The following is a 23722-nucleotide window of genomic DNA, read 5'->3' as shown; positions in this document are numbered from 1 at the left end:
TTCCACTTCTCTGACCACTCAGATCACCTTTAGTTGATGATGAAGGTAAGGTAGTGAAAGGATCCTTGGTCCTTTCGCAAGGAAACTGTTTTGTGAGTAAAGAGACTAGGAAGTTTGAAATCAGAAGACGGGAGGCATCTGTGTTTAGCTTGGAGAGCTTAGAGCCAAGAGTGCTTTTCACTGGAGATCTCGGGACCGTTCTTCAAGGCTTAGAGTATCAGCCTCAGCAAGGCGAGAACATCATCCTCCTTGAACCGCCGGTCAGCTCAGAATCAGCGAGCAACGTCGCAGGGGAGACGGGAATACGGCTACTTGGAAAGCTAGGCCCCCTTGCCCCCGGCTCTCCTACATCTGAACTCACCATTCGTGATTACGACGGCACGTCGGTAACCTTTCGTTTGGAAGGCCCGGGATCGGCTGAAGTTGTAGAGGACGCAGGCAGATGGAATGTGCTTCTTCATGTGTATAAGTCAATACTTCATCTGACAGACAGCGAGTCCTCACCGGGTTAAGCGGCGAGGATTTTCTCCTTCGCCAACACCACACTATCCGCGAACGTCTGCATCGGTGTTTTGCCGTAACACCAGCGGCCCTGATGGGGCCGCTGCTCATTGTATTCCGCCATCCACCCGTCGAGATCGGTCTGCAATTCCTCCAGCGTGCGATAGATCTTCTTGCGGAACGCCACGCGATAGAACTCGTTCAGCATGGTCTTGTGGAACCGTTCGCAAATCCCGTTGGTCTGGGGATGGCGCGTCTTCGTGCGGGTGTGATCGATATTCTCCACAGCCAGGTACAGTTCATACTCATGCCGCTCCGGGGTCCCGCAGTACTCCGTGCCGCGATCCGTGAGGACCCGGCTCACGGGAAGCTCATGCTGCTCGAAGAACGGCAGCACGCGGTCATTGAGGAGATCTGCGGCCGTCACCGGCGTCTTCCGATCATAGAGTTTGGCAAACCCGACCTTGCTATACGTGTCGATGAAGGTCTGTTGATAAATCCGGCCGACGCCCTTGAGCGTGCCCACGTAGAAGGTGTCCTGCGCGCCACAGTAGCCGGGACACTCGCTCTCGAATTCGCCGTGGGCTTCTTTATCGGCCTTGGCTTTTTCCAGGGCGACGACCTGGGCTTCCGTCAGCACCAGCCCCGCTTGGGCGACCTTCGCGTCCAAGGCCTTCAGCCGTTTGCGCATCGTCTCCAGATCATGCCGGAGCCAGATACACCGGACGCCGGCGGGGGAGATCGTCAGGGCCTGCTTGCGGAGTTCGTTCGCCACGCGCACCTGGCCCCAGGCCGGTTGCGCGATCGCCATGTGGACAATGGCCTGTTCGACCTCCGCTGAGACCCGATTCTTCAGCAGCGGTTTCTGTCGCGAGATCTCCTGCAACGCCGCCTCGCCCCCCATCTCATAGAGTTCCTTGAAGCGATAGAAGCTGTCCCGGCTGTAGCCCATCACCTGACAGGCCTTGGAGACATTGCCGAGCTGCTTGGCCAATTCCAACACGCCCACCTTCGTCTTGATGATCTTCTCTTCCGTCGTCATCGTCCTCCCTCCTTGATTGAGGTGAGGACTCTACCTGACTGTCAGATTAAGTTCTAGCACGTCCATATAAATGCAGAAAAGGTTGGGGGACCTGTCCGGAGTAGGAAAGCAGAACTCGTCAATCAACTCCTCGACTACATTGATCAGTGGTTTGTTCGTTTTGATGTTCCACCGGGAGGAGAGCCTCACCCACAGGACTATCTCAAGCCTTCTTTCGTAGGGCTAGCAATGCAAGCTCTTATTTATTCCTACGAGCACTCTGAGCTATAGTCGGAAGTTGTGGAACGGGGTGAGAGAGGTGGCGTACCTTTCCGGGTGAACACGAACCCACACACCGGCTGGCAGGCCGGGGAAAGGCACGCCGATGATGACGATAGTCCGAACGACCACGGGAGCACAAGAGCAGGAGCCGGAGGTGGCCACGGCGCTGGATGCCTTGGCCCGCGAGGGCGCCCGCCGCATGATCCTGGCGGCGTTGGAAGTCGAAGTGGAGGAATACCGGCGGCAGCACCACGAGGCGCGCGACAGCCGCGGCCATGCGTTGGTGGTCCGCAATGGGCAGGCCCAGCCTCGGCGCGTGACGGTGGGCGCGGGGACGGTCACGATTCGAGCGCCGCGGGTGAATGATCAACGCGTGCTGCATGGGACCCGACAAAAGTTCACCAGTGCGATTCTCCCGCCGTACCTGCGTCGCTCGCCGCAGGTCAGCGCGGTCCTGCCGCTGCTCTATCTCCATGGGCTCTCCACCGGGGATTTCCGGGAGGCGCTTCCGGTGCTGCTCGGCGCCGATGCGGCGGGGCTCTCGCCCAGCGCGATCACACGCCTGACGGCGACCTGGCGGACCGACTATGACCAGTGGCGTGAGCGCCCCCTGGCGGATCGCGACTTCATCTATATCTGGGTAGACGGGGTGCATTTCACCATTCGGCTGGAAGATGATCGCTTGGCGGCCTTAGTCGTGGTGGGCGTCCGCCCCGATGGGACGAAAGAGGTGATCGCGATCGAGGACGGCTATCGCGAGAGCACCGAGAGTTGGCTCACCGTGCTGCGAGACCTCAAACGCCGGGGGATGCGGGCCCCCGCGTTGGCCATCGGGGACGGGGCACTGGGGTTCTGGGCCGCCGTGCGCGAGGTCTGGCCCGAGACACGGGAGCAGCGGTGCTGGGTCCATCGCATCGCCAATGTGTTGGACAAGCTCCCCACCCGGCTGCAGCCCCAGGCCAAGCGCGCCTTGCACGACATGATGTATGCGGACACCCGGGCCGCCTGCGAGCAGGCGATCGACCGGTTCGCCCAGGATTATGCGGCGAAGTATCCGAAAGCCGTGAACTCCCTGACCACCGATGTCGCTCGGCTCCTGACCCATTTCGAGTTCCCGGCGGCCCACTGGAAACATATTCGGACGACCAACCCGATTGAATCGACGTTCGCTACGGTGAAGCTCCGGACGCGTGTCACCAAGGGGGCTGGCTCGCGGACCGCGGGCCTGACAATGGCGTTCAAGCTGCTGGAGGCGGCGCAGCAATCGTGGCGCCGGCTCGATGCCCATGAGCTGCTGCCGTTGGTCCGGGCGGGGCGTGTGTTCAAGGATGGGCAGCAAGTCGAGCGAGAGGAAGAACAGTCAGAGAAGAACACAGGAAAGGTCGCCGCCTAATCACCTCAATCCACAACATTTGACAATATCTCGAGCACTCTCCAGATCCAAGAATACCCAGAGCCATACGGGTTGCACTAGACGGTTTATGGCATCGTGCAGAGGTCTTGCCAATAGGTGTGTAAATGGAATCAGGCGGCGGCCTCCTGCCGGATGACGCGATTCTTCTGGACTCCATCCACATACTGTGTGCCGGCATACACGGCCGGCAACAACTCCGGCGCGTTGAGGCGTCGGAAGGTCTGCTCCGCGACCCGCAATACTTTCCAGATGAGGGCCGTAGCGGACTCCACGCGCTTGTACCGCTTGCCTGCCGTCGTCCGCAGCCGCACGGCGGCGAAGGGCGATTCGACCACGTTCGTCGTGCGCAGATGCCGCCAGTGGGCCTTCGGGAACTGATAAAACGTGACCAGCCGTTCCCAGTCGGTGTGTAAGCGGTCAACGGCTTTCGGCGCCAGCATCCGGTAGCGACGACTGAACTGGTCCCGGAGTCGTTCGCACTCCACTTGCGTCTCCGCGTACGGCAGGGCCGTCAGCAGGGGCTTCGCCTCGGCCTGGTGTTTCGTCGGAATGGCATCCAGCACGTTGACGATCCGGTGGTTCCAGCATCGCTGCTCCGCGGCGGTTGGCTGCTGTTCGGCCAAGGCTGCCCAGATCCCCAAGTGCCCATCGGCGATCGTACAGCGCCAGGGCTTGAGCCCCCGCATCCGCAGATCCCGCAACACCGCGCCCCAGGACTCCTTGGATTCCCGCTGGCCGCTCTCCACGGCGAGGACTACCTTCCGTCCATCCGTCAGTGCCCCGATCAGGATGAGGAGCGCCGCCTTGCCCGTCTCCAGGCCGGCTTTGACATACAGCCCATCGGCCCAGACGTACACGATCTCCAGCTCATCGAGCCGCCGCCGCTTCCAGGCCTCATACTCGTGCTGCCACTGGGCCTTGAGCCGCTGGAGCGAGGCGGGCGACAAGGGCGCCCCCTCGCCCAGGAGGCTCCGCAGCGCCCGCTCGAAATCCCCCAACGCCAGCCCGTGATGGTCCCACAGATTCCTTGACTCGACTCCCGTCCCTATGTTCTGCTCGTTCACGGCGGTGCCTCCTTTCTGTGCCGGGCCTCGGCCCGGTGGGTTTGGTCACCCGAAAGGTTGCCACCGCCCTTTTCCTATTTCCACACCTTCTGTTTATACCTCATCGTGCATGGATTCCTACAGCCGAAGCTTTCTACTATACAAACGCAGACAGTCCAGGGATACTAGCTTACACGCCAGCACCAGACCTGAATTTGATGATTGCTCCAGCTTATGCCTGGATGTATTTCAAAACAGGCGATTCTACCTATCGAGAGATGGGGGACCAGATTTTTTCCGGCGGTGTCAGGCATGCATACTTAGGAGACCTCAAGCATTTTAATCAGAACTATGCTTGGAGCTTTGATTATGTTAGGTGGCGAGGAAGGTGATTACTATTGACTGTTCACAAATAGAGTGACAATTGAGTCTGAATCGGCTATCCTCCTGCCGACGTGATCACTACGGGAGGGGAGGATGGCACGGACACGAGACTTTGACGCCTTGGAGCAGCGACGACGCGAAGCGGCGATCCTGTTGCGGCAGGGCGTGCGGCCGGCGGAGGTGGCCCGGAGACTGAGGGTCACACGCCAATCGGTCAGCCGGTGGAAAGCCATGGTGCGCGAGAACGGGCGGGCGGGCCTGCGTCGGGCGAAGCGGGCGGGGCGACCGCCGACGCTCACGACCGCGGATCTGAAGCGCGTGGAGCGGGCCCTCAAGGCCGGCCCGGAGACCCAGGGGTATGCGACCGGGCTGTGGAATCTGCCCCGCGTCGCGAAGCTGGTGGAACGGGAGTGCGGCGTCCGGTTCGGCAAAACCCGCGTCTGGCAGCTCTTGCGTGCCTTGGGCTGGAGTTGCCAGCGGCCGACCGGCCAGGCCCGGGAGCGGGACGAAGCCGCGATCCGACGCTGGAAGCGGGTGGAGTGGCCCCGGTTAAAAAAAACGCTGCCGCCGAAGGCCGCACCATCGTCTTCGTCGACGAGTCGGGGCTGAGTGAGCGGCCGCATCGGGTGCGGACCTGGGCGCCGCGGGGGCAGACGCCGGTGTTGCAACTGGCCTTCAACTGGAAGCGGCTGTCGGTCATCGCCGGCGTCACGGTCTGGACATTCTATTTCCGGCTGTATCCCGGCACGATCAAGAGTCCGCAGATCGTGGACTTCCTGCGTCACCTGCGCCGACAACTTCGCCGCAAGCTGCTCATCATCTGGGATGGGCTCAAGGCGCACCGGAGCCGGCTGGTCCAGCAGTACATCGAGGCCTGCCAGGGCGCGATCCGGCTCGCGGCTCTCCCGGCCTATGCGCCGGAGCTCAACCCCGTGGAGTATGTGTGGGGCTACTGCAAACAGCATGAGATCGCCAACTTCTGTCCCAAGGACCTGGCCCAGCTCGGCCAGGTCGCGCGCAGTCGATTGCGCAGTATGCAACGGCGCCGGACCCTCGTGACCGCATTTTGGGAACAGGCCCACTTGCCCGTATAGAAGAATGTCACTGTATTAGTGAACTCTCAATAATTTCTGGGCCAGGCCTAAAATGGAGGCCTTGGCCCATGACACAGACGGCGCTGTCGGTTCGGCTCGTCGACGAACGATTGAGACGACATCAGTGTGTGCGGTGCGGGACACCGCATCGGCAGTATCGTCCGGGGGCGCGCCCCCGCTGCCTCGCTTGCCGGGGGCGGTATCGACCCGATCGGGTCGCCCGTGAGCTGCAGATCTTGCAGCTCTTCTGCTTGGAGAGCTCGGCGCTGCGGACGGCGCGAGAACTGCGCATGAGTCCCTTGCCGATCTGGCAGCGCTTTATGGCCTACCGCCGCTGGATGGCCACGATGGCCGAGACGGAAGCCCGGCCGCTGACCGGGGAACTGGAATGCGATGAGAGCTATTTCGGCGGCCGTCGCCGCGGAGGGCGGCGGGGGCGCGCCCGTGGCCCAAAAGTCATTGTCTTCGGCATCTTGGAACGGCAGGTGTCAGCAGTCATCCAATAATCCCCAGGTGTGGTCATTGAATTTTCCCCACCCTCTAGCGGGAGGAGGAGGGAGATGGGACTTGACGATACGAGCGCGTCGACGATTATGCGCGCCCAGGAGGATCAACCTGGGGAGGCGTGCATGGTGGATCAGGAGCGGTGGGCGGAGATCCGACGGTTGTTTTATGAGGAGCGGGTGTCCATTTCGGAGATCGGGCGGCGATTGGACTTGGATCGCAAGACCGTCCGGCGCAGTGTCCGGCAGCCGACCTGGCAGCCCTATCGCCGAGCGGCGGTGGCGGAGACGCTGCTGACGGCCCATGCCGACTTTGTGCGGGGCCGTGCGCCCCAGGTCGGGTACTCGGCGCGGATTCTGTATCAGGAGCTGCGAGCGAACCGGGGCTACCTCGGCAGTTATGAGACGGTGAAGCGGTTCGTCGCGCCGCTCCGCGAAGTCCAGCTGCAAGCGGATCGGGCGCTCTTCCGGTTTGAGACCCCGCCCGGGCAGCAAAGTCAGATTGACTGGGGCCAAGCCCTGGTCCCCTTCCGCGCCGGTCCCTCGGTCGTGCATGTGTTCGTCCTCACGTTGGGGTTCAGCCGCCGGGGGTTCTACCACGCCTGTGCCGATGAACGGCTGGCGCAGTTTCTCGAGTCCCATGAACGGGCCTTTGCGCATTTCGGCGGCCATACCCGAGAACATCTCTATGACCGGCCACGCACCGTGTGCTATGCGGATGAGACCGGGCGGCGCCTCTGGAATCCCACCTTCAAAGCGTTTGCCGACTATTGGGGCTTTGAGCCTCGCGTGTGTCGGCCCTACCGGGCGCAGACCAAGGGCAAAGTCGAATCAGGTGTGAAGTATCTGAAACGGAACTTCCTGCCGGGGCGGATGTTTGTCGACCTCGTGGACTTCCAAGCCCAGCTCGATGAATGGAACGCCACGATCGCCGACCAGCGCGTGCACGGCACCACGCATGAGCCGCCGATCGTGCGGTTCGAGCGGGAACGGGGCCAGCTGGTGCCCTTGGCCAGGCAGCGCAGCTTCCAGCAGGAGGCGCGGGTGTCGCGCATCGTCGCCGACGACTATTTGGTTAGCCTCGACACGAACCGCTACTCCGTGCCCTTTGGCCTCATCGGCCAGCGGGTCGAGGTGCAGCGACGAGGGGACACGGTGCACATCTTCCATCGCGACCGTGAGGTCGCGAGCCATCCTGTGCTCCCCGGCCGCCACCAATTCCGCATTCTGCCCGAGCACGGCCCCGGGGCCATTGCGCGGATCTCTCGCCAGCGCCGCTCGACGCTCCGCGAGCCGGCCACACGATCGGCCCCACTGCCCGAGGTCGAAGTCCGGGATCTGGCGTGCTATGAGGCGCTGTGTGGTCGCGCGAGTGTGGTCGAGGTGCAGCCATGAATCCCGCCCAGCTCGAACGTCTTCGCGACCAGCTGACGCGCCTGCGGCTCCTGAAAAGCCGGGAACGCCTCGATGCCCTCTTACAGGAAGCGGCGGCCAAGGATCTCTCGTACGCAGACTTCCTCGACCAGGTCCTCGGCGAAGAAGTCGCCGCGAAGGCCGAGAAGAACATCACCATGCGTACCAGCCTGGCCCGGTTTCCGTTCGTGAAGAGTCTGGAGACCTTCGACTTCGCCTACCAGCCCTCCTTGGATAAGAAGCAAATCCAGCAGACGGCGACCTGTCACTTCATCGAACACGGTGAGAATCTCGTGATCTTGGGCCCACCCGGCGTGGGCAAGAGCCACTTGGCGATCGGACTCGGACTCAAAGCCATCGAGCGAGGATACCGGGTGTTGTTCACCACGGCCGCCGCCATGATCGCCACGCTCACCCGGGCGCTGACGGAGAATCGACTGGAGGACAAGCTGAAGCTCTACACGATTCCGCGGCTGCTGATCATTGATGAGATTGGCTATCTGCCGATTGACCGGACCGGGGCCAACTTGTTTTTCCAACTCATCTCGCGTCGCTACGAGAAGGGGCCGATGATTCTGACCAGCAACCAGAGTTTTGGCGCCTGGGGCGAGGTGTTTGGCGACCGGGTGCTGGCGACCGCGATCCTGGACCGGGTGCTCCACCACGCGATCACGATCAATATTCGCGGGCATTCCTACCGGCTGAAGGAAAAACTCAAAGCCGGCCTGGTGCGGGTCGAAGAAGCGTCACCGACAACCTAAACCTGGGTGGGGAATTTTCGATGACCGTAACTGGGGAAATTTGGGTGACCCTTGACAGGCAGGGCCGGGTCAGCACCGTCGTCGTCCCCCAGGCCGATGCAGCGACGCTGATGCGGGAAAGCGAACGTCGAGCGCTCAAAGGTGCCGTCTTCTACACGGATCGCTTTAGCAGCTATAAATCCCTGCGGCGCTACGGCCAACACCGGCCGGTCGACCATGGGCAGACCTATGGGCAGCGGGGGCGTCATTACCTTCGCCACATCAACGGCATTGAAGGGTTCTGGAGCTACGCCAAGGAACGCTTGCGCAAGTATCATGGCGTCAGCCGCTTGCACTTCCCGCTCTATCTGAAGGAAATGGAATTTCGGTTCAATCATCGCCGGGATGATCTGTTCGAGTTGCTTGGGACTCACTTGTTGAAGGTCTTGTTCGAGTATCCGTTGGCTATTCCACCTAAGGAAAAAGAGGCCTTGGCCCAAGATTTAGCAATCACCGCGAGGAATATACCAACATTAAGGATCCCAGCATAACTAGTGACTTTTATCGCGGTCGTGTTGCCTCAAAATCAGTTCTTGGTAGAGATTATCGTACTTGTTGATCATGGCATCTATTGAAAAGTTCGTTCTAACCTTTGAGCAGGCACGCTCTCCCATCCTCTCGATTAAGTCTCTCTTGCCGAGAATCGACATGATTGCATCTGCTAGTGCTTGGGGGTCAGCGGGTGGAACTATTAGTCCACATACTCCATGATCAATGATTTCGTCATTGCTTGCGACGCGAGTTGCGATCACAGCTCTTCTTGCCAGCATTGCCTCTAATAGCCCAAGAGGAGTTCCTTCAAAAATTGACGGCAAAACATAAAGATCCATGCAGTTGAGAACATTCTGAACATCGTCGCGAAATCCTATGAAACTCACCGATTCATGAATATCCAGACTTTTTGCCAGCTTCTCCAATTGATCCTTAAGCGGCCCATCCCCTGCTATTAGAAAATGGACGCGTTTATTCCGCAGTCGGACAACGCGGCCCGCCTCTAGGAGGAACTTGAGGCCCTTCTGCTCTACCAAGCGGCAGCAGGCACCTACCACGAAGGCGTCCGTTGGAATTCCCCACTCATCACGCAATTCCTTGCTCATTTTAGTGGCAGGAGGAACCGCAAGATCTATTCCATTAGTGATAACTCTTACTGACTTCTCGTTAATTTTCTCATGGCGAACCAGGTTTTCCTTGGTCTTACTAGAGACGGCCGTTATAGCGTCTACGTACTTAGTTATCCATCGCTCAGCGAGCATTCGCCTCCGCAAATCAGGAAAGGCCGTCCGCCCATGGTCAGTATGGACAACGACCCTCACTCCAGCAAGACGAGCAGGGATAACCCCGTACAGCAGCGGTGCAAAGTTGTGTGTATGCAAGATATCAATTTTAGTCAATTTGAATAGTCTGTACAGCTTGCCGAACAGAGAAGGTGCGAATCCGGGCGCCTTGTCTAGAACCAATACCTCTCTGCCCAACTTCCTAATCTTTTCACCGAAGACCCCGTCATACTGAAGGCTACAGAAGATGCCATCGTATCGCCTGCTGTCCAACCTCTCTGCAAAATGAAAAACCAGCCGCTCAAGTCCCCCAAATGCTAGCGAATCGGTAAGGTGCATGATCCGTAACGGTCTACTGGTTTCGTCAAGCGAGAATTTCAACACAATTGATATCCCAATTCATTTCGGTACCTTCAAACCAGCTAGCTTCGAATACAACTTCAACACTTCGTCCTTAGCGCCCTCACAATTATTTGATCTTGCCTTCCCTCTTCCGCCCTCTAAAGCCTTTTTCACGAGATTGACACAGCAAGCTACATCCCCGATCGGGAAAGTCATAACCCCCGCCGGCCGATAAGCCGTGCGGGTGGCGACAACGGGCACCCCCAGAGCCATTGCTTCCCGTACTGAGTTCGCGTCACCGTCAAACTTGGTACACCGAATAAATACGTCTACGCGTTGGATAACACTCAGAGCGGCATCATGTGGCAGGTCACCCGGAAGATACATATAGCCGCTCGTCTCCCCGCTGTAGCCTATTTTCTTTACATCATCTCCAGTGAGGCCGATACATACCAACCCGATTTGCGGATATTCCTTGCGAAGTGCTTCTAGAACACCAAAGAGAAACAAGGCCCCGTATTCAGGAGAGGTATTGAGAATCGCCCCTAAGAGAGGAGAATGCGAACGCTTAAATTCAAGAAACTCTTCAGGGACAAAGCCAAGAGAGTCCTCGGACACCCCCATAAATCCAGAAACAACATAGGAGTTCACTCGATGAGCACCGTTAAACTGCAGTGCTGCCAACATTTCATCGTTACGGCACGCTACAGCACCAGCCATGGACAACGTTGCCCGCACGAGCATCCTTTCGAATACGTTAAGTCTATTGATATAGTCGACAAGATTGCCCGATCCGAAAGTTAAGAGAGTTTTTCTACCATTGAGGAGCCCGATTAACGAACACGCGAAAGCTGATAGCCAGCTTTTCAAATTATGGCCATTTGTGAAAAGATGAATGATGTAGCCATTAACGGCGTGAACGCATAATTGCACAACAAACTGGTGAGCCGTCCGAGCGCCGATTACATTGGGCAGCACCACTTTCCTTGATTCACCGATATTTATAACCTGGCACCAATGCCCATTGCTTTTAAGATACCTATATAACTCCACTATCTGCGTTGAAAGGCCTCCATAAGGCGGCGGATACGGCCCGACCAATACTACGAACAATTTATTCTCGGCAGTTGTCGTCACGCTATTTTCTAAGTCGTTGCAGTCGACTTAAAAGAAGATGGCTGCGAGTCCAAAAACTGCCTATGCCACAGCTCAAACATTAACATAGCAAAGAAAAAGTGCTGAGATATACCCCCCCCGTTTAAAAACATACCCCACTGCCGCTCAACTTCCTTTTGCTGAAAATATCTCCTATCAGTTGCTGTCTTATCAAAGAGAACGTCTTCCACCATTTCCTTCAATTCATTCATCAACCATTTCTTTATAGGCGGAGAAAATCCGTGTTTTGGTCTCTTGAAAACATGCTCTGGCAGTCTATCCTTTTCGGCTAGTCGCAACAAGTATTTTCTCTCCCTTCCATTAATCTTGATAAACCTTGGCGCATTTGCCACAAACTCAACTAGCCTGTGGTCGAGAAATGGACAACGCACCTCTAAACCATGGGCCATGCTCATCCGATCAACTTTTATCAAAATATCATCCACAAGATAGGTTTTAAGGTCTAAATACAAGGCCTTATCCAGGACATCCAATGCGCCGCACTTCTGGTAATACTCCCGAAAGATCTCTCGGCCATCGTATCCATCAAGAGCTTCCAACACCTCACGGCTATAGATACTTGCCCTGATATCCTTCGTCAGGATATAGTCGTAATGTCTGGCTACTGCTGCTTCTTTTGGAGAAGCCAGTGCGTTTATGGCAAAGCGCCTTCCCGGCACAGAGCTTGGCCAGGAAGCATTTAATGCAAGGGAGAGGAATTTTCGAATACTGCCAGGGAGCCGATTAAGGCTTTCGGAATTCAAAGTCTGCATGTGACGGGAGTAGCCCCCAAGCACCTCATCACCGCCATCACCAGACAATGCCACTGTGACACTTCGGCGTGCAACGGCACAGACCCAGTAGGTGGGGATTGCCGATGAGTCTCCGAATGGTTCGTCAAAGTGCCAGGTTAGCTTTGACAGGAGATCACGAACACCCGCAGACACCGTATATTCATGGTATTCAGCATTCAAATGCTCTGCTACTTCTCGTGCATAAGGTAGTTCATTTGTGTATTCATCATCAAAGCCTACGGCCGCACAAACCACTCGAGCTTTGCTCTTCCGAGTCATCACTTCAACCACAGCACTGGAATCAAGGCCTCCACTAAGGAAGGCGCCTAGCGGGACATCGCTCTCCAATCTCACTTCGACTGCCTCATCAAAAAGCGCTTTAAATTCTTCACAGTAGTCCGTAATACTTCGCTGTCGTTCAGCAGGCTCATAGCTAAGATCCCAATACTGTTTTATCTCGAATGTCGATGGTGTGCATACAAGCGTATGACCGGCTGGAAGTTTGTGGATTCCGCTAAACATAGTTTGCGGACCAGGGACATAGAGAAGGTGAAGATAATCGTCCATCGCTTGGCAGTTGATTTCCCTCTTGATTCCTTCAGTCAAAAGTAAGCTCTTAATTTCGGAACCGAACACTAGGTCTCCGTAACTCGTTTCTGAGTAATAAAGTGGCTTTTTTCCAAAACGATCACGTGCAAGCAACAGCCGTCTTAACTTACTATCCCAGATCGCGAAGGCAAACATGCCGCGCAGATATCGGACGCATTCTGTACCGTGTTCTTCGTAGAGATGAACAATAACTTCAGTATCGGTCTTTGTCGTAAATGCATGGTTTTTGAGTTCTAGATTGCTTCTCAATTCATGATGGTTATAGATTTCACCATTGAATACGATCCATACTGTCCTATCCTCATTTCCAATGGGCTGTCGTCCCGTTGATAAGTCAATGATGCTCAATCGCCGGTGCCCCAAGCCAACACTCCCATCGACCACAATTCCTTCATCATCAGGCCCACGGTGCTCTATAAGGTTGATCATTTGCCGTATCTGAAACGCTTCGACCGGCGCTTGGCTCCTAAAATTGTAAACACCTGCTATCCCGCACATTATCTAAGCATCCTTTGTATCTTGCATTTGAGATTCGCTTAGCTTCTTCACAACCCGAGCTGGGCTACCCGCTGCAATACTATAGGGCGGAATATCCTTTACGACTACCGAGCCAGCTCCGATCACAGCTCCATCACCAATTCTTACCCCTTTTAGGATAAAGCATCCTGCTCCGACCCACACGTCATTCCCGATGTGAACCGGCTTCACATCTGCTTTGTCCACAATTGCGCCTTGCCGCCGAAGTCGCCAATTAACCGGGTGCATGTCGTTGTCTGCAATCATGGTATTAATGCCAAATAGGCAATTCTTACCGATAGTAACTTCCTTCGCGACACTAATCGTTACATGCCAGCCGATGAAGGTGTTATCGCCTATTATCAGTACCGGCTCATCATAGACTCTATTCGCCCCAAAGGTGTTTGTTCCGTCTATGGTGACGTTGTCCCCTATAAAAATTCGCAAGTTTCCACTTATTAGCGGCATTGCCTGAACTAGAGAAAAGTTCCTTCCAACCTGGACGCATCTAGCCCTCATCATTGGCTCGTAATAGAAGATTCGCTTTAGATGCCGCCAGGCGCGTATACGAAGCCGTCGCTCGTAATACATTGGACCATGCAATAGCGGAATGTATGGGACATGGATTCGCCTACCAAGGAGAGCAAGATCATAGAGGCAACGTGCCCACCACGATTCTCGCCTTTTGATTCTTAATACAAGCGCTTCTATACTCATCGCTTTTCGCCTAATGCAATGATCTCAACCGCCCGCTCCGGTTTACATTCTTGTGCGAGTAGCTTGTATGCATGCGCTAGCAGCGGCTTGATTAGCCATAACCTATTATCAAAGATCCGTGACAGGGCAGAGTACAGAACGCTCTTTTTGTGGTGTCCTACAACGTGCAGTACAGAAAAGAATGGATCAAGCAACTCTGACAGAGTGGTAGCCGTAAAGTGACAATAGTGTTTAGGTGATACAGGGACAACAGTGCTAGGGACAAGGACTGCAATCCTTCCTCCAGGCCGCGCAACTCTCTGCAATTCTCTAAGTACGTTTTTCATGTCAGGCACTGGAAGGTGCTCTAGTACTCCAAACAACAGTATTCGATCAAAGAAATTATCGGGGAACTCCAAGCTGCGAAGGTCGCCACGTTTGACGTCTGCAGCCGGAACCAGCAATTCCGCAAACGCGATTGCTCTTTCAGAGACGTCCCGTCCAAACACCCTGCATCCCTTCCTCGTCAGCTCGTACACTATCCGCCCATCTCCACACCCCGCATCTAATATTCTTTGCCCTGGCTCAACCTGAAGCAGACGAAGGGTCAGCTCTAGGCCTCCATAGTAATGCTGACCATCACCGTCATCTTTGTTTATAAGCCAATGATAAGGCCACTCATAGCACTCTTCTTGCACGTCTTCTGGCTTCATACTGATACCTTCATACCGTTCAAACCAAATTAGAGTACTACGTAAGACTCTCATAGAAGCTGAGGAACTCCCTTCTCATGCCCCTCGAGCATTCCTCCCATGAGAATGTTCGCGCTCGCTGATGCGCCGCTTCTGCCTTCGCCCTAGTCTCCTCTGGGCTAGCAATAAGCTCCTCCAAAGCATCTAAGAGACGGTTTGGCTCGTTGCACTGGACGGATACACCTGTACTGCCTGCGACCTCGCTACTCGTTGGTATATCGTAATACACACACCCATGTCCGGAGGCCATCGCCTCGGCGAGTGCATTGGGAAATCCCTCCCGAAGCGATGGAAACATGAAGTACTTGGTGCTACGCATCAACTCAAATATCTCTTTGTGCGATCGGTGGCCCAGAAGTATGATTCGGCTGTCTCGTATATCGGCTGCCTTTCTTGCCTGTGGGCCGGTACCAATAATATAAAACTTACTATGGATCGATTTTCGCAGGTTAAATGCCTTTATCAGGTCCAATATACCCTTACTCCAGTGAAGTCTTCCAACGAAAAGCAGGTCATTTCCTAACCCTCTGGCCTCTGAAAACTTCCTGTGGAATATTTGGAGAACGAAGTCATCCACTCCATTCAAAACGACCCCTGTCTTGGCATCGGGCAAATGATGCATTTCGACAAACTTCCTTCTCAATGCATGGGAGTTCGTAAGAACGCGGGCCGCGCGACGACAGGTTATTATTTCTGGCAGTACATAATGAAGAAACCCTATGACAAGTCTCGGCCGCTGGTACCATCTCATCAAGCGCTTACCTAGTTCATATTCTTCAGCAAAACAACCGCCAAAGAACGCCAACTGAGGAGCCTTTCGAATAAAGCATCCAATTCCGTGGTAGGTATATACGAAATCTATCTCCCCTCTTCTGTATAGATCATCAGCTAACCGGGAGTACGCTAACGAATGCTGAAAAAACAATTTCGCCTTAGGAAACCTGATTACCCGCTCATAATCCCCAGGAGGGATCTTGCTTCCTGAGGTTATATAAGTGATGCGGAACTCCTTCGTCAAAAGAGGGAGTACCTTTTCTGCCCTCAAGCTCGGACTGCCTTCGAGAAATGCTATCCTAGCTTTCATAGCTAACCAACTTCGACTACCCCCCTTTGATCACCAGGCCTCTCATTCGTTGAAATGAGATATTAAGCATTTCCCTGTGGCGCTCTTGAATTAGATTAGATCTTAATAAGAGAGCTGCATATATCGCAAGGAACAAAGCCAGTCCTAAGGTGAGCCTCGCGTGAGCTGACACCTGGACTATACTTTTCATCGCTTCAACGATGACTGCAGCAATTAATGCTTGTTGCCAAACCGTCCCGTATGTCTTCCATGGAAGAAGCTCTCTAAAGCCAATGCCCAAAAGCTGGCTGCTTCTCAGGAGGAGTAAGTAGCGATTAAGGGCGAGCGATAACAACCAGCTCATGGCGGCCCCAGCGAGGCCAGCTAACTCTATGAGTGGATATACCAGAACTCCCATAGCCAAACAGCTGACACATGTTATCAGAAGAATCTTCTTGGTATCGCCATATGCCCGCAGAACGCCATCGGGTAGAATAGCATTGAGGGGGAGGGCAAATACTGCAACCGAGAAAATCGGAATACTCGCCTTATAGGCATCCGTAAATAAGACCTCAATAAATTCGTTACGAATCACAAACAAGAGCATAGACGCAGGGATAAAAACAAGCGCCAAATATTTTGCTGTGCTATGCCAAATCGAAATGACCTCCTGCGCAGTTCCATGCCTTGCAGCTCGTGCCATTTCTGGCAGAGTTGCTTCTGCAAAAGACTGCTGCATTATCGCCACAAGTGGCAGCTGAAACATTCCGACAGAGTAAATAGCAAAACCTACAACGCCAGCTGTTGAAGAAACGACATACTTGTCAAGACTTGCTTGTAGTACCATCAGCACCACAGCCATCCCGAAAGGAGCCGAGTAAACCAGTTGCTCCTTTCTTTCAGGTACAGTCAACGGCTGCTCATCGGCACTTCGACTTCCTGCCAAATACCCAGTCAGCCCTATGCACCTAACTACTCCCACTCCTATCAACACCCACATCATGACATGTAGATCGCGAAATAACAGAACGGGCACCAGTAGCCCAAAGCTCTTCAACACCTCTGACGCGACCGATACAATCGCAGCGGGCCGTTTGTATCCATCCACAATAAGGATAGCTTCTGTGGATGCGGAGAGAACCATCAAGCCGGAGTAGAGAGCGATCTCAATTGAATACTCCGAAATAACCGCATTCCCGACCACCCTGGCGACAGTTTCCTTGAACAAGACGAGTAGTATACCGGAGGTGACCGTGATGATGGCCACGACGACTTGCGTGTTAAGGACATATGAAGTTCGCTTGTCTTTTTTGATAGCTAGGAAATAATAGAGGCTCGGGACAAGACCAAAGGGCAGTACTTGAACAAGGGTTGCATAGATCAAGAAGATCTGTTTGTACAACCCAAACTCATCCTGGGATAGTGTCCTCACAAGTAGGAATGGTGTCACGGTCGTAATTACCGTGCACAGTCCCTTCCCTATCATCAGAGTAAGAGCTCCGCTAGCCATAACTGGCTGCTTCATTTGTCCATCTCTTTGATGCAGGAAGCATCGCGAGAATCTATAGTCTGTGAGACCAAAAAGCAGTACGCGCTGGAGAGCCCTATCCTTTCCCCGATTTTTCGCAAGGATTCCAGCCCGAAGCCATAAGCCGAGTACAGAGGCATTCTTACCGGGCAGGGGCGGATACTTAATCCATTGGCCTTGAAAACCTTAGTCCAGTAGTAATTACTAAATCTATACATCTCCTCAATGTGAGTCTGAGATACCCCATGGATCGATGGAAACAGGCGGCTTTTCCACTTTCTCCCCCAACCTCCTCCAACAGCGCCTGTGCGCTTGACATTGCTATCTGCTCTCTTGTACTTAGCACGGTGTAATTCTGAGTTGCCTCTGTGATGCCTTTTTATACATTTGGCTAACGCCAAGGAGAAGACAAAAGGGTAATGGAGCAGCAATTGTAGGAGTTTCCATGTGATATTAGGGACTGTGTGAATCATCACCCCTTCCCGCCGTAGAGTACGCTTCATTTCCGTTAGCGCCTGCCCTACATCTTCGAGATGCTCAAGCAGGTTAGATGTGAAAATCAAATCGAACGATTCATCCTTAAAGGGCAGTTGTTCAGCATCACAGGCCACGAAGACAAGCTCATGTCCCTCTTCCCTGTCCAATGCAGAGACCCTATAATCAGACGAGACCACCCGTCCAAATCGCATCCTAAGTTCTTCAGACTGATAGCCATCTCCGCAGCCCAGTTCCAATACTGAATTAAATTGCTTACCCCTCACTACACCTAAAGCGGCTGATAGTTCTCTCTTCCTGATTTGTTTAAGCCAGGAAGCGTATTGTTGAGGATCACCGGTGCTCATTCTCACTTATCGTGCACAATAGGTTAACGGCTATTAAGAATACACAATCAAAACTCCGAGAGCCTTTTCACGGACTTGGCTGTTGCCTTTTCGACTCCAGCCGCTAATCCAGCTAATGTCACGATTGTCCAGTCGTTATCAAGGCTCATAAACAGGCCTCCTACAACAAACGCCATGAGAGCGTACTGAAGCCCCCTTATCACCGGACGCCAATACTTCTGACTATCTTCATCTCTCGCATTCCTATCAGCGGTCTGTAAGGCCCTATAAGTTCCATATAGAAATCCGCAAAAACCCAAAAGGCCAATGAGGCCACGTTCCGCCCAGACTTGTAGAAAGGTCTGGTGGAGAGAAAAGCCTTTTCGCTCATCTCCCCTTACCCTAAGATGTACACCTGCAACCTCTGAATTGAGAAATGGTCCAGTAGATCCTGGACCTACACCCAGTAAAGCGTGCTCCGTGCCGATCCGGACTCCCTCTTTCCACAGATGTATACGCGACCTAGCATTGAAATCTCGCTCATCCTCATCTGCGAAAATGCTCTGAATTCGATCAAAATATGTTCCCTGAGAGGTTCTAATATTGGCCCCCACAAGAATCAGCAAACCAAACAGTAGGAACAACACGCTCAGATTACGGAACCTGTTCTCACCCCGCCACACCCAGACAATTCCAACCAATACGAGTGCCACGAATGCTGAACGCGTTTGAGTTAGCACAGCAATCAGGCAGCTCACTGCCGCCATCCCCAAATACAGCTTTCTTTTACTCCCTCGGATCTCGGCCCTGCCGATTTCAAGAGTTAAGAACATGATCATTACACAAAACACACCAATGTAGTCTGAGTTCATTGTCTGACCCAGATAACTCTGAAACCGACCATCCACCATGGCTGCACCCATTACTATTGCCTTTAGGCTGTGCACCTGGTACACCGCTATGCTCAGGAGGAAAGCTCCCATGATTCGTCTGAAACCGTCCACGCCTTGGGCGTAAGAGGCAATCATCGTAAGGATCACCAACTGCTTGCCCGTAGTTCCGACAACCTCCCAACCTATATCCCCCAAACCTAAGGCGTACGCCTTCTCCAATCCAAGTGCCCCGGCAGCAAAGAATACAAGGTACCACCTTAAGGGCTTTGAACGGTTTATCGAGACCGCTTGTGTCGCAAGGCTGATAATAAAGCCAATGAGTGCCCCTGTACCGAGAATTACCTGGATGCGTAACGGGCGCAGAACCGGAAACATGTGAGCCACGTTAACAGTTAGGCTGAAAACAAAAATAACTAAACAGACTAACCCCCAGTCCCAACTCTGCACACCTATCCGGAGAGACCCAAGTTGAGCCGTGCCGCCAAATCGAGGCATTAGCTCTGTTGGGCCTTTGGAGTATCGTGTCATAATGGGTATGTTAGCACCTAGCCTAGGACGAGTTCCGCTTTCTGCTTTTGGAGTGACATGTTTATAACAGCTCTCGCTATTAGCGGAACACCGATCCCAATGACGAGGAGGCAGATCGAATTGGTCCAGAACCCGACTAATTGGGAGATTTCATGGACGGATATCGTCTTTTGGATAAACCACAGCAAGGGCTCATGTAAAAGATAGATTGTGAAGGATGCAATGCCAAGCTTCTGAATCAGCCGAGACAATGGAATCGTGCTAGGGTCAAGTGATAGAAGCCAGACTGTAACGAAGATAGCGAAAACATTGTTCGAGAGCATCCAATGTGATGGTATTAGCAAATCATTATTGCTAGCCATCGATAAAGCCCTGGATTCGCCGATAGCTACTGCAACAGACAAAGCTGCCGACAGGCCTATAATGCTCCTGTTGTGTATCGCCCACCTCCTAAACCATTCATAATTAGCACCGATCCACCGTCCCAGCACATAGTATCCCAACCATGCACCAACAAATGATTGTCCATAAGCTCGTAAAATGTATCCAGTGTAACCTAGGTCCTTGAATAGGATAACGTAGTTTAAACCCGAGAAGACGAGATGAGTTAGAAGAGCGATTCCTACAGCTGTCTTACTACACCTACCAGCACTACAGAAACCGAATTGTCCCAATAGATAAAATTGCACGATTACAATTATGAAATATAAATGTATCGTTATCGTTCCGGTAAGAAACTTGATGCCAAAAACCAATATTACCTTTTCCCAGCTGCCGCCCTCACCTGCACTAAACAATAGGACGAAGTAAATAGTAGCCCAGAGCATGTAAGGGACCAGCACCCTTTCTAATCGCCTCCAAAACATCTTAGTTCGCTCAGAATCCCCATACTCTATTTCTTTACGGGTAATGAAGACGGCTGAAATGATAAAAAATGCAGGCACAGCAAATCTACACAACTGAATCACGGCCAGATGCCCAATGCCTGTAGTTGTGTGGGTTCCTTCTAAAACATGAACGACAGCATGTAGAAGGACGACAGCCAGGATTGAAGCTCCACGGACAACGTCAAACTCTCTCAATCGCAATGCAAAAGCCTGCACTATTGGTAAGTTGTTGTGACTATTCCTGGTTCGGTAACGAGTCGCGTGACCCTAAGGAACGGTGCTAAACCTTCTGGGGGAGACAATCGGTAACGGCTATACGGCACAACGCCAGGAATAACCTAGAGGTTTGGAAAGCCAGAGCCTGGTTTTCTGTAGACTCCGCAGAGCGTGACACGAAACTTCCGCCAGCTCGGTTGCATTGAGAGCTTAATAAGGTACAGTTCCAACCTAAGAAAGATCGCGCCAAGCCAATTTGCCGCCATGGATCTTAATACGGCATCGCTGCTAAACATTCTTAGTTCTACCTCTTCCAGGCCCGCGTTAGAGAATAACTCCTTCAGCTTTGCTGGAGTGTTGCATAGGTACTTGACGGGGTAGTAATCTCGCGCCTCGCGCTTATCAAGAAATGCTCCGATGTAATTCTTTAAAACCTGAGGGATGATGGAAGATGCGATTGCGAAATAGCTCCACTGATTTGGGGTATGAACAATCACGATTCCGCCTGGAGCTAGCACCCTCGCGAATTGAAGAAACACATCTTTAGGGTTGTCCAGATGTTCGGCAACCATATTACAGGTAACCAGATCCAAACTTCCCCCCTTAAATGGCATTGCCCTTAAATCGCATATCACTCTAGCCCTGATACTTCTATGCCGCTTGATCGCCGCCACATCCGTATCACACCCACATGCGATCCTTGCTCGTCCGACCAATAAACGTTCTGAATCTTCTCGCCATGACGGCAACACCTTGTGACCACAACCCGCATCTAACCACCTCGTCTCACTACTAATATTCTTATTTAATAAGTCCTCGTACAATGTCTGGTTAAAAACAAGTTCTGGACAGATAGCGTTCTTCAGTGAATGGTACTCCGCGTCTGCCTGCCTGGATCGGCGCATGCCGGCCGTTTGAGCACTCAATTTCTTTTTCTGGCCATATATTTTCACCTGGCCCCTCTACTCGTGAGTAATGCGATGACAATCCCTGCGTTCCAAAACAGTCCCAGCCGTCTTGACAGTCAAAGGGTCAAGTCCGATAAAACTGGCGATACCATTCAACAAACCTCCTGACTCCTTCTTCAATCGATACGCTCGGCTGAAACTTCACATCTTGGATCAGATCGTTAATATCAGCATAAGTCGCAGGAACGTCTCCTGGCTGCAAAGGGAGCATCAGCTTCTCGGTGTGTTTCCCAAGCTCGCTCTCTAACAAGTCGACTACACGAAGCAGTTCAACGGGTCGGTTATTTCCAATGTTATAGATGCGATAAGGCGCCGAACTACTGCTTGGATCGGGATGGCAGCTATCCCAGTTGGCATCAATTGACGCCGGCTTATCCAAAATCCTAACTAGCCCTTCCACAATATCATCGACGTAGGTAAAGTCACGCTGCATCTTTCCGAAGTTGAAGACCTCAATCGGCTTACCCTCTAGGATTGCCTTCGTGAAAAGAAACAGGGCCATGTCCGGGCGCCCCCAAGGGCCATAGACCGTGAAGAACCGTAGTCCCGTGCAGGGAATCTGGTAGAGGTGCGCGTAGCAATGAGCCATGAGCTCATTGGCCTTTTTTGTGGCGGCATAGAGTGACACCGGGTGGTCGACATTGTGATGCACTGAAAAAGGCATCTGTGTGTTGCCGCCATAGACCGAGCTCGATGAGGCAAAGACGAGGTGCTCGACCTTGGCGTGCCGGCAGCCTTCGAGGATATTGAGGAAACCGGTGAGATTGCTGTCTGCATAGGCGTGAGGATTTGTCAGCGAATAGCGAACGCCCGCCTGTGCAGCCAGGTGTACGACTCGCCGGATCGGATAGCGTCGAAAGAGATTTGAGATCGCGACTCGATCTGCTAAGTCCAGACGCTCGAATTGGAATTGTTTGAATGGGTGAAGCCGCTCGAGCCTCGCCTCTTTGAGACTCACATCGTAGTAAGGGTTGAGATTATCGAGGCCCAGGACAGTATCGCCGCGCTTGAGCAGTCGCTCTGCAACATGATAGCCAATGAAGCCGGCCGCCCCGGTAACTAAGATCACACCGTTGCTCATTGATCCCTCTTGATCCCTCCGACACCTGTTCGAGACAGCCATTCGGCGATTCGCTCGGCGGCCTTGCCATCCCACAGCTCGGGCACACGCGTTCGTGTCACCCCAACGTTCAAGACATTCAGTGCTGCGGCTATGATTTTTTCTTTGGAGTTTCCGACGAGGACGTTCGTGCCTTGTTCGATCGTCACCGGCCGTTCCGTGTTCTCCCGAATCGTGAGACACGGAATCCCTAGCACCGTCGTCTCTTCTTGGATTCCGCCGGAATCGGTCAACACCATCCGTGCGTCGATCATCAGCGACAAGAATTCCAGGTACCCGAGCGGATCCTGGATGATCAGCCGACCCTTTGAGCCGTGCCTGCCTTCGGTCAGTTGTGGAGTCAGCTTCGACAGGCTTACTTGCTGGCGGGTTCGCGGATGACAGGGGAACACGACCGATATGTGCCTTATGACCTCGGAGAGGGCTTGAATGATCTCGGAAAACGTCGTCTCATCATCCACATTGCTTGGCCGGTGCAGGGTGAGCAAGGCGTAGTCTCTCGGAGCAAGATTGAGCCGGCGACACGCCTGAATCTGTTCGGCCCGGGAACGGTGTTTGAGCAGGGTATCCACCATCACGTTCCCAACGAAGATGATCTTCTCTTCCGAAATGCCTTCTCCTAGAAGGTTTCTGCGAGCCGCCGCTTCCGTCGTAAAGAGGTAATCCGAGAGATGGTCGGTGAGGATGCGGTTCAATTCCTCGGGCATGGTCCGATCAAAACTCCGAAGTCCCGCCTCGACGTGCGCCACGCGGATGCCCAACTTCGCGGCACACAGTGCGGCCGCAACCGTGGAATTCACATCCCCGAAGACGATGACCAGATCCGGTTGCTCGGCCTTCAAGATGGGCTCGAACCGGATCATGATCTGGCCGGTTTGCTCCCCGTGCGACCCGGACCCCACCTGAAGGTCTAGGTCGGGCTTGGGCATGCCAAGCTCATCAAAGAAGAGAGCGGACATCTGCCGATCATAGTGCTGCCCCGTATGCACCAGCATGACCTCAATGCCCGGTTGTCCCCTCAGTGCCTCGATGACGGGTGCGGCCTTCATGAAATTCGGCCTGGCCCCCACCACACAGATGATCTTCATGTCGCTATACCAATTGC

21 protein-coding genes and 1 pseudogene are annotated in these 23722 nt (G+C 53.7%); 7 read left to right on the top strand and 15 right to left on the bottom strand.

The features are described from left to right. Nucleotides 1–508 precede the first annotated feature (508 nt). Nucleotides 509–1543: an IS481 family transposase gene (locus ACWHYV_RS04480; protein WP_447979455.1), complete on the bottom strand. Its 1035-nt coding sequence runs from the start codon at nt 1541–1543 to the stop codon at nt 509–511. 364 nt (nt 1544–1907) lie between these two features. Here ACWHYV_RS04480 and ACWHYV_RS04475 point away from each other — a divergent pair, with 364 nt between their 5' ends. Next, nucleotides 1908–3197 (top strand): IS256 family transposase, encoded by a 1290-nt coding sequence (locus ACWHYV_RS04475; protein ID WP_447976757.1) that lies wholly within the window; start codon nt 1908–1910, stop codon nt 3195–3197. Nucleotides 3198–3328: 131 nt separating this feature from the next. Here ACWHYV_RS04475 and ACWHYV_RS04470 read toward each other — a convergent pair. Continuing rightward, a pseudogene (locus tag ACWHYV_RS04470) lies at nt 3329–4228 on the bottom strand (IS256 family transposase); the annotation flags it as partial. Nucleotides 4229–4738: 510 nt separating this feature from the next. Here ACWHYV_RS04470 and ACWHYV_RS04465 point away from each other — a divergent pair. From ACWHYV_RS04465 to ACWHYV_RS04440, 6 genes are all read left to right on the top strand, one after another. Next, complete coding sequence (locus ACWHYV_RS04465; RefSeq protein ID WP_447979454.1) at nt 4739–5254, top strand: winged helix-turn-helix domain-containing protein; 516 nt, start codon at nt 4739–4741, stop codon at nt 5252–5254. After that, nucleotides 5185–5739 (top strand): IS630 family transposase, encoded by a 555-nt coding sequence (locus ACWHYV_RS04460; protein ID WP_447979453.1) that lies wholly within the window; start codon nt 5185–5187, stop codon nt 5737–5739. Before ACWHYV_RS04465 ends, ACWHYV_RS04460 begins: the two co-directional genes overlap by 70 nt. Before the next feature lie 68 nt (nt 5740–5807). Next, nucleotides 5808–6245: a hypothetical protein gene (locus ACWHYV_RS04455; RefSeq protein WP_447979452.1), complete on the top strand. Its 438-nt coding sequence runs from the start codon at nt 5808–5810 to the stop codon at nt 6243–6245. A 54-nt stretch (nt 6246–6299) separates the two neighbouring features. Beyond that, nucleotides 6300–7637: an IS21 family transposase gene (gene istA, locus ACWHYV_RS04450; RefSeq protein WP_447977390.1), complete on the top strand. Its 1338-nt coding sequence runs from the start codon at nt 6300–6302 to the stop codon at nt 7635–7637. Continuing rightward, complete coding sequence (istB, locus tag ACWHYV_RS04445; RefSeq protein WP_447977391.1) at nt 7634–8416, top strand: IS21-like element helper ATPase IstB; 783 nt, start codon at nt 7634–7636, stop codon at nt 8414–8416. Before istA ends, istB begins: the two co-directional genes overlap by 4 nt. 44 nt (nt 8417–8460) lie before the next feature. Next, nucleotides 8461–8946 (top strand): IS1595 family transposase, encoded by a 486-nt coding sequence (locus tag ACWHYV_RS04440; protein ID WP_447979451.1) that lies wholly within the window; start codon nt 8461–8463, stop codon nt 8944–8946. Here the strand turns inward: ACWHYV_RS04440 and ACWHYV_RS04435 are convergent, their stop codons facing one another. From ACWHYV_RS04435 to wecB, 13 genes are all read right to left on the bottom strand, one after another. Continuing rightward, complete coding sequence (locus tag ACWHYV_RS04435; RefSeq protein ID WP_447979450.1) at nt 8947–10068, bottom strand: glycosyltransferase; 1122 nt, start codon at nt 10066–10068, stop codon at nt 8947–8949. A gap of 60 nt (nt 10069–10128) precedes the next feature. Beyond that, nucleotides 10129–11208, bottom strand: coding sequence for a glycosyltransferase (locus ACWHYV_RS04430; protein WP_447979449.1), 1080 nt, complete (start codon nt 11206–11208; stop codon nt 10129–10131). Nucleotides 11209–11216: 8 nt separating this feature from the next. Beyond that, a complete protein-coding gene (asnB, locus tag ACWHYV_RS04425) occupies nt 11217–13127 on the bottom strand; it encodes an asparagine synthase (glutamine-hydrolyzing) (protein ID WP_447979448.1) in 1911 nt (636 codons plus the stop codon). Between the two features lie 3 nt (nt 13128–13130). After that, nucleotides 13131–13667, bottom strand: coding sequence for an acyltransferase (locus tag ACWHYV_RS04420; protein ID WP_447979447.1), 537 nt, complete (start codon nt 13665–13667; stop codon nt 13131–13133). A gap of 191 nt (nt 13668–13858) precedes the next feature. Further along, the gene (locus ACWHYV_RS04415) at nt 13859–14554 is read right to left on the bottom strand and encodes a class I SAM-dependent methyltransferase (RefSeq protein ID WP_447979446.1); all 696 of its coding nucleotides are present in this window, start codon (nt 14552–14554) and stop codon (nt 13859–13861) included. Between the two features lie 37 nt (nt 14555–14591). Then, nucleotides 14592–15677 (bottom strand): glycosyltransferase family 4 protein, encoded by a 1086-nt coding sequence (locus ACWHYV_RS04410; RefSeq protein WP_447979445.1) that lies wholly within the window; start codon nt 15675–15677, stop codon nt 14592–14594. Between the two features lie 16 nt (nt 15678–15693). Further along, complete coding sequence (locus ACWHYV_RS04405; protein WP_447979444.1) at nt 15694–17181, bottom strand: lipopolysaccharide biosynthesis protein; 1488 nt, start codon at nt 17179–17181, stop codon at nt 15694–15696. Then, nucleotides 17178–18026, bottom strand: coding sequence for a class I SAM-dependent methyltransferase (locus ACWHYV_RS04400; protein ID WP_447979443.1), 849 nt, complete (start codon nt 18024–18026; stop codon nt 17178–17180). The genes ACWHYV_RS04405 and ACWHYV_RS04400 overlap by 4 nt, the downstream gene beginning before the upstream one ends. Nucleotides 18027–18073: 47 nt before the next feature. Continuing rightward, nucleotides 18074–19273 (bottom strand): O-antigen ligase family protein, encoded by a 1200-nt coding sequence (locus ACWHYV_RS04395; RefSeq protein WP_447979442.1) that lies wholly within the window; start codon nt 19271–19273, stop codon nt 18074–18076. A 170-nt stretch (nt 19274–19443) separates the two neighbouring features. Continuing rightward, nucleotides 19444–20508 carry an acyltransferase gene (locus ACWHYV_RS04390; RefSeq protein ID WP_447979441.1) on the bottom strand — a complete coding sequence of 355 codons (1065 nt, stop codon included), beginning with the start codon at nt 20506–20508 and terminating at the stop codon, nt 19444–19446. A 143-nt stretch (nt 20509–20651) separates the two neighbouring features. Next, nucleotides 20652–21434 (bottom strand): methyltransferase domain-containing protein, encoded by a 783-nt coding sequence (locus ACWHYV_RS04385; protein ID WP_447980686.1) that lies wholly within the window; start codon nt 21432–21434, stop codon nt 20652–20654. Between the two features lie 127 nt (nt 21435–21561). Next, nucleotides 21562–22578: an NAD-dependent epimerase gene (locus tag ACWHYV_RS04380; protein ID WP_447979440.1), complete on the bottom strand. Its 1017-nt coding sequence runs from the start codon at nt 22576–22578 to the stop codon at nt 21562–21564. Continuing rightward, nucleotides 22575–23705 (bottom strand): non-hydrolyzing UDP-N-acetylglucosamine 2-epimerase, encoded by a 1131-nt coding sequence (wecB, locus tag ACWHYV_RS04375; protein WP_447979439.1) that lies wholly within the window; start codon nt 23703–23705, stop codon nt 22575–22577. Before wecB ends, ACWHYV_RS04380 begins: the two co-directional genes overlap by 4 nt. Between the last annotated feature and the right edge of the window lie 17 nt (nt 23706–23722).

The sequence above is a fragment of the Candidatus Nitrospira bockiana genome (assembly GCF_965152565.1).
This window is presented reverse-complemented; position numbering and strand designations above follow the sequence as displayed.

What these genes read in the sequence shown, in the direction of transcription:
- ACWHYV_RS04415 (WP_447979446.1), bottom strand. Translation starts at nt 14,554, where the DNA reads ATGAAGCCAGAAGACGTGCAAGAAGAGTGCTATGAGTGGCCTTATCAT.
- ACWHYV_RS04395 (WP_447979442.1), bottom strand. Translation starts at nt 19,273, where the DNA reads ATGTTTCCGGTTCTGCGCCCGTTACGCATCCAGGTAATTCTCGGTACA.
- ACWHYV_RS04475 (WP_447976757.1), top strand. Translation starts at nt 1,908, where the DNA reads ATGATGACGATAGTCCGAACGACCACGGGAGCACAAGAGCAGGAGCCG.
- ACWHYV_RS04405 (WP_447979444.1), bottom strand. Translation starts at nt 17,181, where the DNA reads ATGAAGCAGCCAGTTATGGCTAGCGGAGCTCTTACTCTGATGATAGGG.
- ACWHYV_RS04385 (WP_447980686.1), bottom strand. Translation starts at nt 21,434, where the DNA reads ATGCGCCGATCCAGGCAGGCAGACGCGGAGTACCATTCACTGAAGAAC.
- ACWHYV_RS04380 (WP_447979440.1), bottom strand. Translation starts at nt 22,578, where the DNA reads ATGAGCAACGGTGTGATCTTAGTTACCGGGGCGGCCGGCTTCATTGGC.
- ACWHYV_RS04435 (WP_447979450.1), bottom strand. Translation starts at nt 10,068, where the DNA reads ATGCACCTTACCGATTCGCTAGCATTTGGGGGACTTGAGCGGCTGGTT.
- ACWHYV_RS04455 (WP_447979452.1), top strand. Translation starts at nt 5,808, where the DNA reads ATGACACAGACGGCGCTGTCGGTTCGGCTCGTCGACGAACGATTGAGA.
- istA (WP_447977390.1), top strand. Translation starts at nt 6,300, where the DNA reads ATGGGACTTGACGATACGAGCGCGTCGACGATTATGCGCGCCCAGGAG.
- ACWHYV_RS04465 (WP_447979454.1), top strand. Translation starts at nt 4,739, where the DNA reads ATGGCACGGACACGAGACTTTGACGCCTTGGAGCAGCGACGACGCGAA.
- ACWHYV_RS04420 (WP_447979447.1), bottom strand. Translation starts at nt 13,667, where the DNA reads ATGATGAGGGCTAGATGCGTCCAGGTTGGAAGGAACTTTTCTCTAGTT.
- asnB (WP_447979448.1), bottom strand. Translation starts at nt 13,127, where the DNA reads ATGTGCGGGATAGCAGGTGTTTACAATTTTAGGAGCCAAGCGCCGGTC.
- istB (WP_447977391.1), top strand. Translation starts at nt 7,634, where the DNA reads ATGAATCCCGCCCAGCTCGAACGTCTTCGCGACCAGCTGACGCGCCTG.
- wecB (WP_447979439.1), bottom strand. Translation starts at nt 23,705, where the DNA reads ATGAAGATCATCTGTGTGGTGGGGGCCAGGCCGAATTTCATGAAGGCC.
- ACWHYV_RS04400 (WP_447979443.1), bottom strand. Translation starts at nt 18,026, where the DNA reads ATGAGCACCGGTGATCCTCAACAATACGCTTCCTGGCTTAAACAAATC.
- ACWHYV_RS04480 (WP_447979455.1), bottom strand. Translation starts at nt 1,543, where the DNA reads ATGACGACGGAAGAGAAGATCATCAAGACGAAGGTGGGCGTGTTGGAA.
- ACWHYV_RS04410 (WP_447979445.1), bottom strand. Translation starts at nt 15,677, where the DNA reads ATGAAAGCTAGGATAGCATTTCTCGAAGGCAGTCCGAGCTTGAGGGCA.